Annotated in this window: 3 protein-coding genes; all 3 read left to right on the forward strand. The window is 65.9% G+C overall.

The genetic code is table 11. The annotated features are described in order from the left end of the window. Window positions 1-7,759: amino acid adenylation domain-containing protein (locus WBB95_RS21600; RefSeq protein ID WP_424489422.1), on the forward strand; the 7,759-nt coding region annotated here is incomplete at its 5' end. A gap of 20 nt (window positions 7,760-7,779) precedes the next feature. Beyond that, on the forward strand, window positions 7,780-9,063 hold the full coding sequence (locus WBB95_RS21605; protein ID WP_424489423.1) for an amino acid adenylation domain-containing protein: 1,284 nt from the start codon (window positions 7,780-7,782) through the stop codon (window positions 9,061-9,063). Beyond that, the coding region (locus WBB95_RS21610; protein ID WP_424489424.1) for an amino acid adenylation domain-containing protein at window positions 9,060-20,189 on the forward strand (11,130 nt) is incomplete at its 3' end. The genes WBB95_RS21605 and WBB95_RS21610, both read left to right, overlap by 4 nt.

The following is a 20,189-nucleotide window of genomic DNA, read 5'->3' on the forward strand; positions in this document are numbered from 1 at the left end:
GCTGATGCGTTTGGCGTACGCCCAGGAATCGGGCCGCTGCGTCGGCATCCTGCTGTTGCACCATATCCTGCTCGACCACACCGCCCTGCACGTGCTGGTGGAAGAAATGAGCGCCAGCCTGTCCGGCCACAGCGCGCAACTGCCTGATGCCGTGCAGTACCGCCATTACGTGGCCCAGGCGCGCCTCGGGGTCAGCCAGGCGCAACACGAAGCGTTCTTCAACGAGATGCTTGGCGACATTGACGAGCCGACCCTGGCCTTCGGGTTACACGACGTGAATGGCGACGGCAGCGGCATCAAGCAAGCCCACCTGCCGCTGGAACCGGCCCTCAGCCAGGGTTTGCGTGAACAGGCGCGGCAATTGGGGGTGAGCACCGCCAGCCTCGTGCACCTGGCCTGGGCGCAGGTGCTGGGCCAGGTTTCCGGTCAGCAAGAGGTGGTGTTCGGCACCGTATTGCTCGGCCGACTGCAGGGCGGCGAGGGCGCCGACCGTGCACTCGGAATGTTCATCAACACCCTGCCGCTGCGCGTCAGCCTGGGCGCCACCGGCGTGCAGGCCGGGGTGCGCGCCACCCACGCGCGCCTGGCGCAATTGCTTGGGCATGAACACGCCTCGCTGTCGCTGGCCCAGCGGTGCAGCGGCGTGCCGGGCTCGCTGCCGCTGTTCAGCACGCTGCTCAACTACCGTCACAGTGCGCCGGGCGAAGCCCCCGGAGACAGCCCGTTTGCCGCCTCAGGCATCGAGATTCTCAGCTCTGAAGAGCGCAGCAATTACCCGCTGGTGCTGAACGTCGATGACCTGGGCACAGGCTTTGCCCTCACCGTACAAGGCGTGGCCGAACTGGATGTGCAGCGTGTGGGCGACTACATGCTCACGGCCCTGCGCCACCTGGTGTCGGCGCTGCAACAGGCGCCGACCACACCCTTGCACGCGGTTTCGATCCTGCCACCTGCCGAACGTCACCAGCTGTTGGTGGGGTTCAATGCCACTGCCCGCGAGTACCCGTCGCAGCTCACAGTTCAGCAACTGTTCGAGGCCCAGGCGCTGGCGCGTCCCGACGCCGTGGCGGCGGTGCATGGCCAGTTGTCGTTGAGTTACCGCGACCTCAACCGCCGCGCCAACCGCCTGGCCCATCACCTCATCAGCCAGGGCGTGCAACCCGGCGAAAGCGTGGCCATCGCGCTGCCGCGCAGCCTGGATTTGCTGGTGTGCCAACTGGCGATCCTCAAGTGCGCGGCGGTGTATGTGCCGCTGGACGTGAACGCCCCGGTGGAACGCCAGGCCTTCATGGTGCAGGACAGCGGCGCGCATCGCGTGCTCAACAGCCTGGCTGACCTGAACCTGGATGCGCAGTCACCGCGCAACCCTGATCGGGTGCAGTCCTCCGAGGACGTCGCGTACATCATGTACACCTCCGGCTCCACCGGTGCCCCGAAAGGCGTGCAAGTGCCGCACCGCGCGATCTCGCGCCTGGTGCTGAACAACGGGTACGCCGAGTTCAACCCGCGCGACCGTGTGGCCTTTGCCTCCAACCCGGCCTTTGACGCCAGCACCCTTGACGTGTGGGCGCCGTTGCTCAATGGCGGCTGCGTGGTGGTGGTCGAGCATGCGGTGTTGCTGTCCCAGGCGGCCTTTGCCGCGCTGTTGCAGGAGCAAGCCGTCAGCGTGTTGTGGATGACCGCCGGGCTGTTCCACCAATACGCCGATGCGTTGCTGCCGGTGTTGCGCCAGTTGCGTTACCTGATCGTCGGCGGCGATGTACTCGACCCGCAGGTGATCAGCCGCGTGCTCAAGCACGGCAAACCCCAGCACCTGTTGAACGGCTACGGGCCGACCGAGGCCACGACGTTTTCGACGACATTCGAGATCACCACGGCAGGCGAGGGCGCGGTCCCGATTGGCCGCCCCATCGCCAACGCACAGGCTTACGTGCTGGACGCGCGCCAGCAACCGGTGCCGCTGGGCGTGGTCGGCGAGATGTATATCGGGGGTGCGGGCGTGGCCAAGGGGTACTTGAACCAGCCGCAACTGAACGCCGAAAAATTCATCCCCAACCCCTTCGGCGACGGCCTGCTGTACCGCAGTGGCGACCTGGCTTGCTGGCAAGCCGACGGCACGCTGCTGTACCAGGGGCGCAATGACCTGCAGGTGAAAATTCGCGGTTTTCGTATCGAGCCCGGCGAAATCGAGGCCTGCCTGGCCGCCTTCCACGGCGTGAAGGACGCCGTGGTCGTGGCCCGCGAAGACGAGCCCGGCGACAAACGCCTGGTCGCCTACTACACGGCGGATACGCCGCTGGACATCGAAGCCCTGCGCGCCCATCTGCAAGGCCAGTTGCCGGATTACATGGTGCCGTCCGCCTATGTCTGGCTGGAGCTGTTGCCACTGACCGCCAACGGCAAACTTGACCGCAAAGGGTTGCCGGTGCCGGACCAGAGCGCGCTGCTCAGCCGTGGCTACGAGGCGCCGGAAGGCGAGGTGGAGACCCTGCTGGCGCAGATATGGCAGGACGTGCTCAAGCTCGACCGCGTGGGGCGCCACGATCATTTCTTTGAGTTGGGCGGGCACTCGCTGTTGGCCGTCAGCCTGATCGAACGCATGCGCCAGGTCGGCCTGAGCGCCGATGTCCGCGTGCTGTTCAGCCAGCCAAGCCTGGCGGCGCTGGCGGCGGCGGTGGGCAGTGGTCGCGAGATTGTGGTGCCGGCCAATGGCATTCCCTCGCCGTGCGGCCGCATCACCCCGTCGATGCTGACCCTGGTGCAACTCGACCAGACGGCCATCGACCGCATCGTCGCCAACGTTCCGGGAGGTGCTGCGAATGTGCAGGACATCTACCCGCTGGCGCCGTTGCAGGAAGGCATTCTGTACCACCACATCAGCGCCGAGCAGGGCGACCCGTACCTGCTGCAGTCGCGCATGGCGTTTGACAGCCTCGACCGTTTGCACGCGTTCATGGGCGCGCTGCAACAGGTCGTTGCACGCCACGACATCCTGCGCACCGGCGTGGTCTGGGAAGGTCTCGACAGCCCGGTGCAAGTGGTCTGGCGCGCAGCACAGTTGGTGGTGCAGGCCGTCGCCCTGGACCCGGCTGACGGCGGCATCATCGAGCAACTGCACGCACGTTTCGACGCCCGTCACTACCGGCTCGACATCACCCAGGCGCCGCTGCTGCGCATGGTGTACGCCGAGGATCCGGCGAATGACCGGGTCGCGGCGATCCTGCTGTTTCACCACCTGGCGCTGGACCACACCGCCATGGAAGTGGTCGGCCAGGAAATGCGCGCGTTCCTGTTCAACCAGGCCGATGCACTGCCCGAGGCGGCGCCGTTCCGCACTTACGTGGCCCAGGCGCGCCTGGGTGTGAGCGTGGCGGAGCATGAGCAGTTCTTCCGCGAGATGCTGGCAGAGGTGGATGAACCGACCTTGCCGTTTGGCGTGCAGGACGTGCAGGGCGATGGCCGTGAAATTGAAGAGGCCGAGCTGCCCCTGGACGCGGCCTTGGCGTTGCGTGTACGTGAGCAGGCGCGCCAATTGGGCGTCAGCGCGGCCAGCCTGATGCACTTGGCATGGGCACAGGTGCTGGGGCTGGTGTCGGGGCGCGACGACGTGGTTTTCGGCACTGTGTTGATGGGCCGCATGCAGGCCGGCGATGGCGCCGACCGCGCGCTGGGGATGTTCATTAACACCTTGCCGCTGCGCGTGAATGTCGCGGCGAGCGCCGCCGTCGCGGTCAAGGCCACCCATGCCCGGTTGAGCGCCTTGCTCGGGCATGAGCATGCTTCCCTTGCGCTGGCCCAACGTTGCAGCGGCGTGCCAACGTCGGTGCCGCTGTTCAGCGCCTTGCTCAACTACCGTCACAGCACCCCCGGCGAAATGGCCCGCGATGGCCACGGCATCTGGGAAGGCGTGCAGTTGCTGGGCGGTGAAGAGCGCAGCAACTACCCGCTGACCCTCAGCGTCGATGACCTGGGCGTCGGTTTTGGCCTGACCGTGCTGGCGCTGCCGCAGATCGGCGCCGAGCGGATGTGTGGCTACATGCACAACGCCATTGAACAACTGGTCAGCACGCTGGAAAGCGCCGCGAATATCGCACTGAACCAACTGCAGATTTTACCCGCCGCAGAACGTGACACCGTGCTGCGCGACTTCAACGCGACCACTGCGGACTTCCCGACCGGCCAGACACTGCACGGCGCTTTCGAGGTGCAGGCCGAGCGCCAGCCTGACGCGATTGCCGTGCAGCAAGGCGCCGAGTCGCTGACCTACCAGCAACTCAATCAGCGTGCCAACCGGCTGGCCCATCACCTGCTGGCACTCGGCGTGCAGCCGGACGACCGCGTCGCCCTGTGCTGCCGTCGCGGCCCGCAGATGCTGGTGGGGTTGCTGGGGATTTTGAAGGCGGGCGCCGGGTATGTGCCCGTCGACCCGGCTTACCCGGCCGAGCGCATCGCCTACCTGTTGCAGGACAGCGCGCCAGTGGCCGTCGTGGCCGAAGCGAGCACCCGCGAGCTGCTCGGCGGTGTCACCAGCATCGACCTGTTCGACCCGGGCCTGCAGCGCCATGCCGTCAGCAACCCGCACCTGGCCAACTTGACCCCGGCGCACCTGGCCTACGTGATCTACACCTCCGGCTCCACCGGCCAGCCCAAGGGCGTGATGGTGGAACACCGCACGGTCGAGAACCTGGTGCACTGGCACTGTGAAGCCTTCGGCCTGGATGCGCGCAGCCACACCAGCAGCGTCGCCGGTTTCGGTTTTGACGCCATGGCCTGGGAGGTTTGGCCGACACTGTGCATCGGCGCAAGCCTGCATTTGCCGCCGGCCAATGTCGGTAATGAAAACATCGACGAACTGCTCGCCTGGTGGCTGGCGCAGCCGCTGGACGTGAGCTTCCTGCCAACGCCGGTGGCCGAGTACGCCTTCAGCCAGAACCTGGCGCACCCGAGCTTGCGCATCCTGCTGATCGGCGGCGATCGCCTGCGTCAGTTCAGCCAGGAACGCCGCTTTGCGGTGATCAACAACTATGGCCCCACCGAAGCCACGGTGGTCGCCACCTCCGGCCGCGTGCGCGCCGGGCAGGCGCTGCACATTGGCCGGCCTGTGGCGAATGCCAGCGTGTATGTGCTCGATGAACAATTGCGCCCGGTGCCAGTGGGTGTGGCCGGTGAGCTGTATGTGGGCGGTGGTGGCGTGGCGCGCGGGTATCTGAACCGTGCGCAGATGACCGCTGAACGCTTCCTGCAAGACCCGTTCAACCCAGGGCGCATGTACCGCACCGGTGACCTCGCGCGCTGGTTGCCCGACGGCACTATCGAGTACCTGGGCCGCAACGATGACCAAGTCAAAGTGCGCGGTGTGCGCGTCGAGCTGGGCGAAATCGAGAGCCGCCTGGCCGCATTGGAAGGCGTCGCTGAAGCCGTGGTGCTGGTGCGCGACGGCCGTCTGATCGCCTGGTTCACTGCGCATCGCCCGCTGGCGATTGAAACCCTGCGCACCCAACTGCAAGCGCAGTTACCCGACGCGCTGGTGCCGTCGGCCTACGTAAGGCTCGATGCGCTGCCCTTGACCGCCAACGGCAAGCTCGACCGCAAGGCATTGCCCGATCCTGATCAAACCGCGCTGGTCAGCCGCGGCTACGAAGCCCCGCAAGGTGACGTCGAAACCACCCTGGCGGGCATCTGGGCCGAGGTATTGCAGGTGGAACAGGTGGGTCGCCATGACCACTTCTTCGAGCTGGGCGGCCATTCGTTGTTGGCCGTCAGCTTGATCGAACGCATGCGCCAGGTCGGCCTCAGCGCCGACGTGCGCGTGCTGTTCAGCCAGCCGACCCTGGCTGCGCTCGCGGCGGCCGTGGGCAGCGGCCTGGACGTGCAGGTGCCGGCGAACCGCATCCCGGCCGACTGCCAGCGCATCACGCCGGACATGCTGACCCTGGTGAACCTCGACCAAACGACGATTGACCAGGTGGTGGCCGGCGTGCCCGGCGGCGCCGCCAATGTGCAAGACATCTACCCCTTGGCGCCCTTGCAGGAAGGCATCCTCTACCACTACATCACTGCCGAGAGGGGCGACCCCTACCTGCTGCAATCGCACCTGGCGTTTGACAGCATTGAGCGCCTCGACGCCTTTGGCCAGGCGCTGCAACAGGTGATCAACCGCCATGACATCCTGCGCACTGGCGTGGTCTGGGAAGGCCTGGCGCAGCCGCTGCAAGTGGTGTGGCGCACCGCCGAGCTGGCGGTGCAGGAACTGACGCTTGAGGGCGACGTGATCGAGCAATTGCACCAGCGCTTTGACCCACGTCACTTCCGCGTGTCGATGGCCGAGGCGCCGCTGGTGCGGCTGGTGTATGCCCGGGACCCGGCGCAACAACGGGTCGTCGCGATCCTGTTGTTCCACCACATTGCCCTCGATCACACGGCGCTCGACGGTGTGCGCCATGAAATGCAGGCCAGCTTGCTCGGCCACGCACAGGCCTTCGGCGAAGCCACGCCGTACCGCAACTACGTGGCCCAGGCGCGCTTGGGTGTCAGCGAACAGGCCCATGAAGCGTTCTTCCGCGAGATGCTCGGTGACATCGGCGAGCCAACCCTGCCGTTTGGCTTGCAGGATGTGCGCGGCGACGGCACGGCCATCGAAGAGGTTCAGCAGCACTTGGCGCCAGCCCTCAACCAACGCCTGCGGGCCCAGGCACGGTTGCTTGGCGTCAGCGCTGCGAGCCTGTTCCACTTGGCGTGGGCGCGCGTGCTGGCGAGCACCGCCGGCCAGGAAAGCGTGGTGTTCGGCACCGTGTTGCTGGGCCGCATGCAAGGCGGTAAAGGCAGTGACCGCGCGCTGGGCATGTTCATCAATACCTTGCCGCTGCGGGTGGATATCGGCACGGCCGATGTGCGCAGCGCGGTCAAGCAGACCCATGCGCGGTTGACCGCCTTGCTGGGGCATGAACACGCGTCGTTGGCCTTGGCCCAGCGTTGCAGTGGCGTTGCCGCACCGCAGCCACTGTTCAGCGCGATGCTCAACTACCGTCACAGCGACAGCCAGCAGGCGCCGGCATCCGCGGCGTGGCAGGGCATTCAGACCCTGGCCAGCGAGGAGCGCACCAACTACCCGTTGACGCTTAACGTCGATGATCAGGGCGACGGCTTCCGGCTGACCGCCATGACCCCGAAGCACATCGGCGCGCAACGCGTGTGCGGCTTTATGCACGTGACCCTGCAGGGCCTGGTCGAGGCGCTGGAGCAGGCGCCGCAACTGCCGGTCAATCGCCTGCCGGTGCTGGAGGCGCAGGAGCGCAAGCAACTGCTGGTCGACTTCAACGCCACCGACGTCGACTACAACCTCGACCAGACGCTGCACGGTCTGTTCGAAGCGCAGGTGCTGCGCACACCGCAGGCGCTGGCGGTGAAGGCTGGCGATCAACAGCTGACGTACGCCCAACTCAACGAGCGCGCCAACCGCCTGGCTCATCACCTGCGTGAGCTTGGCGTACAGCCGGATGCGCGGGTCGGAATCTGCGTCGAGCGCGGCCTGGACATGGTGGTCGGCCTGTTCGCCATCCTCAAGGCCGGTGGCGGTTATGTACCGCTGGACCCGGCCTACCCGCAGGAACGCATCGCCTACATGCTGCACGACAGCGCGCCGGTGGTGGTGCTGGCCCAGGGCGCTACGCGTGCATTGCTCGGCGATGTGCCGGTGATCGACCTTGACCACAGCACCTGGCAGCACCAGCCTGCGAGCAATCCACGGGTACCGGGCTGACCGCGCGGCACCAGGCTTACGTGATCTACACCTCCGGTTCCACCGGCCAGCCCAAAGGCGTGATCAATGAACACGCCGGGGTGGTCAATCGCCTGCTGTGGATGCAGGACGCCTACGGCCTCAACGCGCATGACGCGGTGCTGCAGAAAACCCCGTTCAGCTTCGATGTGTCGGTGTGGGAGTTCTTCTGGCCGCTGTTCACCGGCGCGCGCCTGGTGATGGCGCGCCCGGGTGGTCACAAAGACCCGGCGTACCTGTGTGAGGTCATCGAGGCCGAGCAGATCACCACGCTGCACTTTGTGCCGTCGATGCTCGACGTATTCCTGGCCCATGGCGATGTCAGCCAGGCCGCCGGGCTGGTGCGGGTGATGTGCAGTGGCGAGGCTCTGCCGGGCAGCCTGGTGCGGCGTTTCAAGCAGCAATTGCCGGATATCGGCCTGTACAACCTGTATGGCCCGACCGAGGCGGCGGTGGACGTGACCGCGTGGAACTGCGCCCGCCCGGATGTGCCGGACAACACGCCGATTGGCAAACCCATCGCCAATACACGCCTGTATGTGCTGGACGCGCAGCTGCAGCCGGTGCCGTTGGGCGTGGTCGGCGAGCTGTTCATCGGCGGCGTGCAGGTGGCGCGCGGTTACCTCAACCGGCCTGAACTGACCGCTGAGCGCTTCCTCAACGACCCGTTTACCGAAGGCCGCCTGTACCGCACCGGCGACGTGGGCCGCTATTTGCCGGACGGCAACATCGAGTACCTGGGCCGCAACGATGACCAGGTGAAGATCCGTGGCTTGCGCATCGAACTGGGCGAAATCCAGGCGCGGCTGCTGGAACATCCGCAGGTCAGCGAAGCCGCCGTGATCGCCCGCGAAGACCGGCTGGTCGCCTACTACACCGGCGAGCGCAGCACGGCGTTGCGCGAGCACCTGTTGCAGCACTTGCCGGACTTCATGGTGCCTGCGCTGTTCGTGCACCTGGACGCGCTGCCCCTGAGCCCCAACGGCAAGCTCGACCGCAAGGCTTTGCCTGAACCGGGTGCCGAAGCGCTGACCGTGCGTGAGTACGAAGCGCCTGAAGGCGACACCGAAATCCTCTTGGCGCAGCTCTGGGCCGAGCTGCTCAAGGTGGAGCGGGTAGGGCGCCACGATAATTTCTTTGAACTGGGCGGGCACTCGTTGCTGGCCGTGAGCTTGATCGGGCGCTTGCGCCAGGAAGGCATGGAAGCCGATGTGCGGGCGCTGTTCGAACAGCCGACCCTGGCCGGCTACGCCGCAATGACCGAACGAATGGAGATCGTCCTGTGAGCATTTTCGAACTGCTGGCGACGCTGAAAACCAAGGACGTGCAGCTGGCGCTGAAGGGTGAGCAGTTGTCGGTGCAAGGCAACAAGCAGGCCTTGAGTGACCCTGCCATTCTTGCCGCGTTGCGCGAATATAAACCGGCGTTGATCGCGTTGATCAAGGCCGGCCAATACTCGGCGACCAAGGCGGGCGACGTCGAGGTGCCGGCCAATGGCATCCCGGCCGGTGCCGAACGCATCACTCCGGCCATGTTGACCTTGTCGAAACTGAGCCAGGAAGCCATCGACCGCATCGTCGCCACGGTCGACGGCGGCGTGGCGAATATCCAGGACATCTACCCCTTGGCGCCGTTGCAGGAAGGCATCCTGTTTCACCACGTCAGCGCCGAGCACGGCGACCCCTACGTGATGCAGTCGCAGTTTGCCTTCGACAGCCTTGAGCGTTTCGACGCCTTTGCCCAGGCGCTGCAAGGGGTGATCGAACGCCATGACATCCTGCGTACCGGCGTGGTCTGGGACGGGTTGCAGGAGCCGTCGCAAGTGGTGTGGCGCACGGCGCGCCTGCCAGTGCTGGCGGTTGAGCTGGACCCGGCAGACGGCGACATCGCCACCCAACTTCATGAACGCTTCGACGCGCGGCATTTTCGCCTCGACGTGACTCAGGCGCCGCTGCTGCGCCTGGCGTGGGCGCGCGACCCGGCCCGCGGGCGCATTGTCGCCATGCTGTTGTTTCATCACATGGCCCTGGACCACAGCGCCCTCGAAGTGGTGCGCCATGAAATGCAGGCATTCTTGCAGGGCAATGCCGCGCAATTAGGCCATGCGGTGCCGTTTCGCAACTACGTGGCCCAGGCGCGCCTGGGGGTGAGCGAGCAGCAACATGAGGCGTTTTTCCAGCAGATGCTTGGCGATGTGGTGGAACCGACCCTGCCGTTTGGCTTGCAGGATGTGCAGGGCGACGGCCGTGACATTGCCGAACTCGATTGGCCGCTTGCGGCCAGCCTCAACCGGCGCCTGCGTGTGCAGGCACGTCTGCTGGGTGTGAGCGTCGCCAGCCTGTTTCATTTTGGCTGGGCCCAGGTGCTGAGCGTGCTGGCCGGCAAAGCCCAAGTGGTGTTCGGCACCGTGCTGATGGGGCGCATGCAGGGCGGGCACGACACCGACCGCGCCTTGGGGATCTTCATCAACACGCTGCCGTTTCGGGTGGACGTGGGCGGCCAAGACGTGCGCGCCGGCATCAAGGCCACCCATGTGCGCCTGACCAGCCTGCTGCGCCATGAAAATGCGCCCTTGGCGCTGGCGCAACGGTGCAGCGGGGTGGTGGCGCCGACGCCGTTGTTCAGCGCCTTGCTCAACTATCGCCACAGCGGCACGGGCACCCACAGTGACGCAGTGGCGGCTTGGCAGGGCATCGAAACACTGCGCTCCGACGAGCGCACCAATTACCCGCTGACGCTGAGTGTGGACGACCTCGGCGACGGCTTTATCCTGCGCCTGCTGGCCACCACTCAAGTCGACCCGCAGCGCGTGTGCGCCTACCTGCAAACCGCCCTGGAAAACCTGGTGGACGCGCTGGAACAGGCGCCGAATACTGCGCTTACGCAGGTGCCGGTGCTGCCTGCCGCCGAGCAACAGTTGCTGCTGGAGCAGTTCAACGCCACCCAGGTCGATTTCCCCCAGGGCACCACACTGCACGGCCGCGTCGAGGCCCAGGCGGCCCTCACGCCCGAAGCCATCGCCGCCGTTTACCACGGCCAACAGCTGACCTACGCCGAGCTGAACCAGCAAGCCAACCTGCTGGCCCATCACTTGCTGGCGTTGGGCGTCAAACCGGATGACCGTGTGGCCATTGTTGCGCGCCGCGGCCTGGACACCCTGGCCGGGTTGCTGGCGATCCTCAAGGCCGGCGCCTGCTATGTGCCGGTGGACCCGTCCCACCCGGCCGAGCGCCTGAACTACCTGCTGACCGACAGCGCTCCCGTCGTGGTCCTGACCCAACAAGCGTTGCAGGCACGGTTGCCGGCCCTTGAAGTGCCGGTCATCAACCTTGACCGCTACACCTGGCAGCACCATTCAGCGAGCAACCCCAAGGTCGCTGTTACCCCGTCGAACCTCGCTTATGTGATTTACACCTCCGGCTCCACCGGCTTGCCCAAAGGCGTGATGGTCGAGCACCACACCGTGGCCAACCTGGTCGACTGGCACTGCCATGCCTTTGATCTGCGCGCCGGGCGCCACACTGCCAGCGTCGCCGGGTTCGGCTTTGATGCGATGGCCTGGGAAGTCTGGCCGGCACTGTGCGTCGGCGCGACCTTGCACGTGCCGCCGGCCACTGACGGCGCCGAAGACGTCGACGCGCTGCTGGCGTGGTGGTGCGCGCAGCCATTGGACGTGGGCTTCTTGCCGACGCCGGTGGCCGAGTACGCCTTCAGCCAGCAGATCGAGCACCCGACCTTGCGCACCTTGCTGATCGGCGGCGATCGCCTGCGGCAGTTCGCACGCGCCCAGCGTTTTGAGCTGATCAACAACTACGGACCCACCGAGGCCACGGTGGTCGCCACGTCCGGCAAGGTCGAGGCAGGCCAGCCGTTGCACATCGGCAAACCCGTCGCCAATGCCACGGTGTACCTGCTCGATGAACACCAGCGGCCAGTGCCGCTGGGCGTGGCGGGTGAGCTGTACGTGGGCGGCAAGGGCGTGGCGCGCGGCTACCTGAACCGTCCGGAACTGACTGCCGAACGCTTCCTGCAGGACCCGTTCAATGGCGGGCGCATGTACCGCACCGGCGACCTCGCGCGCTGGTTGCCCGATGGCAACATCGAGTACCTGGGGCGCAACGATGACCAAGTGAAGATCCGCGGTGTGCGCATCGAGTTGGGCGAAATCGAAACCCGCCTCAACCAGATCCCCGGCATTCAGGAAGCGGTAGTGCTGGTCCGTGAAGAGCGGCTGGTGGCGTACTTCACTGAACAGGCGCAGCTGGATTCGCTGGCAGTCGGCGACATTCGCGCCCATCTGGTGGCGCACCTGCCGGACTACATGGTCCCGGTGGCCTACGTAAAACTCGATGCTTTGCCGCTCACCGCCAACGGCAAACTCGACCGCAAGGCGTTGCCGGCGCCGGACATGGCTGCCGTGTTCACCCGCGAATACGCGGCGCCACAGGGCGAGATCGAAACCGTGCTGGCGCAGATCTGGGCCGATGTCTTGCAGGTTGAGCGCGTGGGGCGCCAGGACCATTTCTTCGAGCTGGGCGGGCATTCGTTGCTGGCGATGCGCATGGTCTCGCAGGTTCGCCAGCGCCTGGGGGTGGAGTTGTTGCTCGCCGACCTGTTTGCCAACCCTGAGCTGGCAGCGGTCGCGCAGGTGCTCGCCCAAGCCGGTCGCAGCAGTGTGCCGGACATCCTCCCGGCCAATCGCGACGAAGACGTGCCGCTGTCTTTCGCCCAGCAACGCCTGTGGTTTCTGGCGCTGATGGAAGGTGCCAACACGGCCTACAACATTCCAATTGGCCTGCGCTTGCGTGGGCAGTTGCATGTCGAGGCCTTGCAACGGGCGCTGGCGCGGATCGTCGCGCGGCATGAAACCTTACGCAGCCGGTTTACCCAACAGGGCGACGACGCCCACGTGCTGATCGTGCCTGCCGAGGACGTGCTGCCCCTGCAAGTGCAAGACCTGCGCCGCCATCCGCAGCCCCAGCAGGCGCTGGATGCATTGATTCACGGCGAAGCGTCGGCGCCTTTCGACCTGGAGCGCGGCCCGCTGCTGCGCGGGCGCCTGGTGGTGATGGCCGATGATCACCATGTGTTGTTGCTGACCCTGCACCACATCGTCTCCGACGGCTGGTCCATGGGCGTGCTCACCCACGAGCTGATGGCGCTGTACCAGGCATTCAGCCACGGCCAGCCGGACCCTTTGCCGCCGTTGCCGATCCAGTACGGTGACTTTGCCGTGTGGCAGCGCCTGTGGTTGAGCGGCGAGGTGCTGCAGCGTCAAAGCAGCTATTGGCAGCAGGCCCTGGACGGCGCACCGGCATTGCTCACGTTGCCCACCGACCGCCCGCGCCCGGCGCAGCAGGACTACGCCGGCAGCACGGTCGAAGTGCGCCTGGATGAACGCCTGACGGCCGGGCTCAAGGCCTTGAGCCAACGCCATGGCACCACGTTGTACATGACCCTGATGACCGCCTGGGCGTCGTTGCTGGCGCGGCTTTCCGGGCAGCAGGAGCTGGTGATTGGCTCACCGGTGGCCAACCGTACGCGTATCGAGGTGGAAGGGCTGATCGGCCTGTTCGTCAACACCCTGGCGGTGCGTATCGACACCTCGGGCGAGTTGAGCACCGAAGCGTTGCTGGCGCGGGTCAAGGGCCTGACGCTGGCGGCCCAGGCCCATCAGGACCTGCCGTTCGAACAAGTGGTGGAAATCACCCGGCCGGTGCGCAGCCTGGCCCACAGCCCGGTGTTCCAGACCCTGCTGACCTGGCAGGACAGCAGCGCGCCGACCCTGGCCCTGGGCGACCTGGCACTGGAAGGCATTGTGGAGAACAGCCACTTTGCCAAGTTCGACCTGTCGCTGGGCCTCGGCGAAGTGCAAGGCAGCATTCTTGGCGCGCTGGAATACGCGGTGGCGCTGTTTGACGAGTCGACGGTGCAGCGTTATGCCGGCTACTTCATTCGCGTGTTGCAGGCCATGGTCGAGAACGACCAGGCGGTGCTGGAACACACGCCGCTGGTGGACGAGCGCGAGCGTCAGCATCTGCTGTTCGACTTCAACGCCACCCAGGTGGATTACAACCTCGACCAGACCCTGCACGGGATGTTCGAAGCTCAGGTGCTGCGCACGCCGAACGCGATTGCGGTCAAGGCCGGTGCGCAGCAACTGACGTACGCCGAGCTGAATACGCGGGCCAATCAGCTCGCTCACCACCTGCTGGAGCTGGGCGTGCAGCCGGATGCCCGCGTGGCGATCTGCGTGGAACGCAGCCTGGAAATGGTGATTGGCCTGTACGCGATCCTCAAGGCGGGCGCCGCGTACGTGCCGCTGGACCCGGCGTACCCGCTGGAGCGCATCGCCTACATGCTCGAAGACAGCGCGCCGCGCGTGGTCTTGACCCAAGGCGCCACCAGCGAGTTGCTGGGCGAGGTGCCGGTGGTTGATCTGGACCTTTCGACGTGGCAGCACCAGCCCGTCGACAACCCCGACGTACGGGGCGCCAGCGCTTATGTGATCTACACCTCCGGTTCCACCGGCCAGCCCAAGGGCGTGATCAACGACCACGCCGGGGTGGTCAACCGCTTGCTGTGGATGCAGGACGAATATGGCCTGACGGCACAAGACACGGTGCTGCAGAAAACCCCGTTCAGCTTCGACGTGTCGGTATGGGAGTTCTTCTGGCCGCTGTTCACCGGCGCGCGCTTGGTGATGGCGCGCCCGGGCGGCCATAAAGACCCGGCGTACCTGTGTGAAGTGATCGAGGCCGAGGCCGTGACCACGTTGCACTTTGTGCCCTCGATGCTCGACGTGTTCCTGGCCCATGGCGACGTGAGCCAGGCGGCGGGCCTGGTGCGTGTCATGTGCAGCGGCGAAGCCTTGCCCGGCAGCCTGGTGGGACGTTTCAAGCAGCAATTACCCGGCAGCGAACTGCATAACCTGTATGGCCCGACCGAAGCCGCGGTGGACGTCACCGCGTGGAATTGCGCGGGGCCGGTAACGCCGGATAACACGCCAATCGGCAAACCCATCGCCAATACACGCCTGTATTTGCTGGATGCGCAGTTGCAGCCAGTGCCCCTGGGTGTGGTCGGCGAGCTGTTCATCGGCGGTGTACAAGTGGCGCGCGGTTACCTCAACCGTCCCGAGCTGACCGCCGAGCGGTTCCTGCAAGACCCGTTCACCGAAGGCCGCCTGTACCGCACCGGCGACGTCGGGCGTTACTTGGCGGACGGTAACATCGAATACCTGGGGCGCAACGACGACCAGGTCAAGATCCGTGGTCTGCGCATTGAACTGGGCGAGATCCAGGCACGGCTGACGGCGTTTGCGCAGGTCAACGAAGCCGCCGTGATCGCCCGTGACAACCGTTTGTTGGCCTACTACACCGGCGCTTTCACTGAAATCGACGTGCTGCGCGGCCATCTGTTGCAGCACCTTCCGGAATTCATGGTGCCTGCCGTGTTCGTCCACCTCGACGCCTTGCCGCTGAGCCCCAACGGCAAGCTCGACCGCAAGGCGCTGCCCGCGCCGGGCCTGGATTCGATGGTGGTGCGCGCGTACGAAGCGCCCCAGGGTGATACGGAAATCGCCCTGGCCAGCCTGTGGGCCGAGCTGCTCAACGTGGAGCGCGTGGGCCGTCACGACAACTTCTTCGAACTCGGCGGGCACTCGCTGCTGGCCGTCAGCTTGATGGGGCGCATGCGTCGCCTTGGGTTGTCGGCGGACGTGAAGGCCCTGTTCGGCCAGCCGACCTTGTGCGGCCTGGCGGCGGCGCTGGGTGGCGGGCGTGAAGTGCCGGTGCCGGTGAATGGCATAGCCGACGATTGCACGCACATCACGCCGGCCATGTTGCCGCTGGTTCAACTCGATCAGTTGGCCATCGAACGTATCGTCGCCTGCATCCCAGGCGGCGCGGCGAATGTGCAGGACATCTACCCGCTGGCGCCACTGCAGGCCGGCATGCTGTATCAGCACCGCGCGGTGCAGGGCGACGACGCGTATGTACTGCAGGCGCAGTTTGCCTTCGACAGCACGACGCGGCTGCACGCTTTCGCCCGGGCGTTGCAGGCGGTGATCCAGCGGCACGACATCCTGCGTTCGTCCTTCCATTGGGACGGGCTGGAAGAGCCGGTGCAAGTGGTGTGGCGTGAAGCAACATTGAGCGTTGAAACCGGGCCGTTGCCGCAACGCCTTGATCTGGGCCACGCCCCGCTGATGCGTCTGGTCTATACCCAAGCGCCGCAGCGCGTGGTTGCTACTTTGTTGTTCCACCACTTGGTGATGGACCATATCGCGCTGGAAATCCTGCAGCACGAGCTGCAGGCCTACCTGTTGGGCACCGAAGACACCTTGGGGGCGGCGGTGCCGTACCGCAATTATGTCGCCCAGACGCGGTTGGGCGTGGATGATCACGAAGGGTTCTTCCGTGAAATGCTCGGTGATATTGATGAGCCCACCGAGGTCGAACCCCTGGGCATTGATGAAACCGTGCAGGTGGCGCTTGACCCGCACTTGAGCCAGCGCCTGCGTGCCCAGGCCCGTCAGGCGGGCGTGAGTGCCGCCAGCCTGATGCATGTGGCGTGGGCCCAGGTGCTGGGCAAGGTCAGCGGTCGCGAACACGTGGTGTTCGGCACTGTGATGCTCGGTCGCCTGCAAGGCGGCGAGGGCGCCGAGCGGGCGATGGGGGTGTTCATCAACACCTTGCCGTTGCGGGTCGACCTCGGCGAGCACTCGGTGCGTACCGCGCTGCGTGCCACCCACGCGCGCCTGACCCAGCTGCTCAGCCATGAACATGCACCGTTGGCCTTGGCCCAGCGCTGCAGCGGCGTGCCGGCGACCACGCCGTTGTTCAGCGTGCTGTTCAACTACCGCCACAGCGCGCCGCAGGCCGGTGGTGTGGCCGAGGCGTGGCAAGGCATTCAGTTGCTCAAGGCCGAGGAGCACACCAATTACGGGCTGTCGCTGAGTGTGGATGACTTCGGTGATGGCTTCAGCCTCAAGGCCATGGGGGCGGGCGCCCGGCGGGTGTGCGACTACCTCAATTGCGCGCTTGAACAGGTGGTGGAGGCGTTGGAGCACAACCGCGATATCGCCATCAGCCACGTGCCGATTCTGCCGCCCGCCGAGCGTCAACAACTGGCGGACTTTAACGCCACCACCCGCGCGTTCCCGCGTGAACACACGGTGCAGCGCCTGTTCGAAGCACAGGCCCAGGCGCGTCCGCACGCTATGGCCGCGTTGCACGGCGAACAGGTGTTGAGCTACGGCGAATTGAACACCCGCGCCAATCGCCTGGCCCACCATCTGTTGGGCCTGGGCGTACAACCGGGCGACACGGTGGCGCTGCTGTTGCCGCGCTCGTTCGACTTGCTGATCAGCCAATTGGCCGTGCTCAAATGCGCCGCAGCCTATGTGCCGCTGGACATCCATGCGCCGGCGGACCGCCAGCGCTTCATGCTGCAGGACAGCGGCGCGGTGTGGCTGTTGACCCACAGCGATGCGGCCGTCGACGACTCGGCCCGCCGCCTGGACCTGGACACCCTGGCACTCGACCCGCAGCCGAGCCATAACCCGGGGTTGTCGCAGTCGTCGGACAGCGTGGCGTACATCATGTACACCTCCGGTTCCACCGGCACACCGAAGGGCGTGTTGGTGCCCCATCGCGGTATCACGCGCCTGGTGCTCAACAACGGTTACGCCGACTTCAATGCCAGCGACCGCGTGGCCTTCGCCTCCAACCCGGCATTCGACGCCAGCACCATGGACGTGTGGGGCGCGTTGCTCAACGGCGGCCAGGTGCAGGTGATCGACCACGCTATTTTGCTCGACCCGGCCGCCTTTGGCGTGGCCCTGAAGGGCGCGACGGTGCTGTTCGTCACCACCGCGCTGTTCAACCAGTACGTGCAGATGATCCCGGACGCGCTGGCTGGCCTGCGCATCCTGCTGTGCGGCGGTGAGCGCGCCGACCCGGCGGCGTTCCGCAGCCTGTTGGCGCGGGCCCCGGCCGTACGCCTGGTGCATTGCTATGGGCCGACGGAAACCACCACCTACGCCACCACCCATGAAGTGCGTGCGGTTGCCGAAAACGCCGACAGCGTGCCCATTGGGCGACCGATTTCCAATACCCGGATTCATCTATTGGACGCGCAGTTGCAGCCCGTGCCATTGGGTGTGACGGGTGAGATCTGCATCGGCGGGGACGGCGTGGCCATGGGGTATTTGAACCGGCCTGAGCTGACGGCGGAAAAGTTTGTCGACGACCCGTTCAACCAAGGCAGCTTGTTGTACCGCACCGGTGACCTTGGACGCTGGACGCAAGAGGGCCTGCTGGAGTGCCTCGGGCGCAACGACGACCAGGTCAAGATTCGTGGTTTCCGCATCGAGCTGGGTGAGATCGAAGCGCGCCTGGCGACCTTCGCCGGCATCCGCGATGTGGTGGTGCTGGCGCGTGAAGAGGCGCCGGGCGACAAGCGCCTGGTGGCGTACTTCACGTGGGCGGGCGAGCCGGTCGGCATCGACAGCGTGCGTGCCCACCTGCAAGGCACGCTGCCGGATTACATGCTGCCATCGGCTTATGTGCCGCTGGCGCAGTTGCCGCTGACGGCCAACGGCAAGGTCGACCGCAAAGCCCTGCCGGCGCCTGCGCTGGAGGCTTTGCACAGTCGCGAATTTGAAGCACCGGCGGATGCCCTGGAGCAGACGCTGGCCCAGCTGTGGGCTGACGTATTGAAGCTTGAGCAAGTGGGACGGCATGACAGTTTCTTCGAGCTGGGCGGGCATTCGTTGCTGGCGATTCGGCTGGTTAACTTGATGGAAGAGGCGGGGTTGCAGGTGTCCCTGGCCGAACTGTTCCAGCACGCCAGCGTGGCGTCGGTCGCCGCGATGCTGCGTCAACGCACGCAGGCTCCGGTGCGTGACAGCGCGGTGATTACCGTGCGCAGCAGCGGCACGCAGCCGCCGTTGTTCCTGGTTCATGAATTCAGCGGCATGGACGTCTACTTTCCGGCGCTGGGCCAGCACCTGCCGGGGGATTATCCCATCTATGGCCTGCCGGGCATGGCGCTCGGCGAAGCGCACTTGAACACCCTGGAAGGCCTGGCGGCGCGCCTGGTCGGCCTGATTCGCGGCATTGCGCCGCAGGGCCCGTATCGCATCGCGGGTTGGTCGTTTGGCGGTGTGTTGGCCTATGAAGTGGCGATGCAGTTATTGGGGCTCGACGAGTCGGTGGCGTTTCTTGGCTTGATCGACAGCTACGTGCCGCGCATGACTGACCAGGGCAAGGCGCGCTGGACTGGCCCGGACGCACTCAAGCGGCACCTGCTGTTGCAGTGCTCGGCGTATTGGAAAACCCAGGGAGGTGGGGATGAACTGGCGAGCCTTGAGCAACTGGAGGCGGGCATTGGACAGCTGGACTTTGCAGGCCTGCTGCAGCGCTGTCGCGATGAAGGTTTGCTATACGCGCAAATGGCGGCAGCGTCGGACGCGGACCTCTTGAGCTTTATCCAGCGCGAAGTCGGGCATGGGCACGCGCTGGCGCATTACAGCCTGTTCCCGCTGCCGATTCCGGTGCAGTTGTTCAGCGCCGGGGAGCGTCCGACCGAGCTGTCGCGGCGCAGTGAATCCTTGGGTTGGGGCGACGTCTTGGCGCCTGGGCAATTGCGTCAGGTTGAAGTGCCGGGGGATCACCAGAGCATGATGCAGGCACCGCACATCCAGGCCCTGGGGCGGGCGATGGCTGAGGCATTGGCGGGCGGTGTGCCTGTTGCCGAGGCCGTGCATCAGCCGCTGCTGCGTATTCAGAGCGGCAGGGCAGGTTACGCGCCGGTGTTCTGTGTGCCGGGGGCAGGTGACAGCGTGACCGGCTTTGTGGGGTTGGGTGAAGCGCTGGGGCGTGACTGGCCGCTGTTCGGGTTGCAGCCGCGTGGGCTGGACGGTGAAGCCGTGCCCCACAGCCAGGTGGAAGCAGCGGCGCGCTGTTATTTACAGGCGTTGGCGCAGGAATGCCCGCAGGGGCCGGTGCATCTGGTCGGGCATTCGTTTGGCGGCTGGGTCGCGCTGGAAATGGCTGTGCAGTTGCAGGCGGCAGGGCGTGAGGTGGCGTCGTTGACGGTGATCGACAGTGAGTCACCGGGGGGCGCTGCAAAAACGTACACGACGACGGCGGCGTTGTTGCGGTTGATCGAGGCGATGCAGTTGGCGGCCGGGAAGCCGCTGGGGATTGATCGCGTTGAGTTCGCCGAGCGTGATGAGGTGGCGCAACGCCAATGGCTGCATGCCGGGATGGTGGGCGTCGGGTTGTTGCCGGGGCGTGCCTCGGTGGATGCGATGGACGGGCCGGCCCGCACGTATGCGGCGGCGTTGCGTACGGCGTATCGGCCGACCCGGCGCTTTGATGGGGTGGTGCGGTTGGTGTTGGCC

Source organism: Pseudomonas sp. (genome assembly GCF_049645325.1).
In the GTDB taxonomy this organism is placed as follows: Bacteria; Pseudomonadota; Gammaproteobacteria; order Pseudomonadales; family Pseudomonadaceae; genus Aquipseudomonas.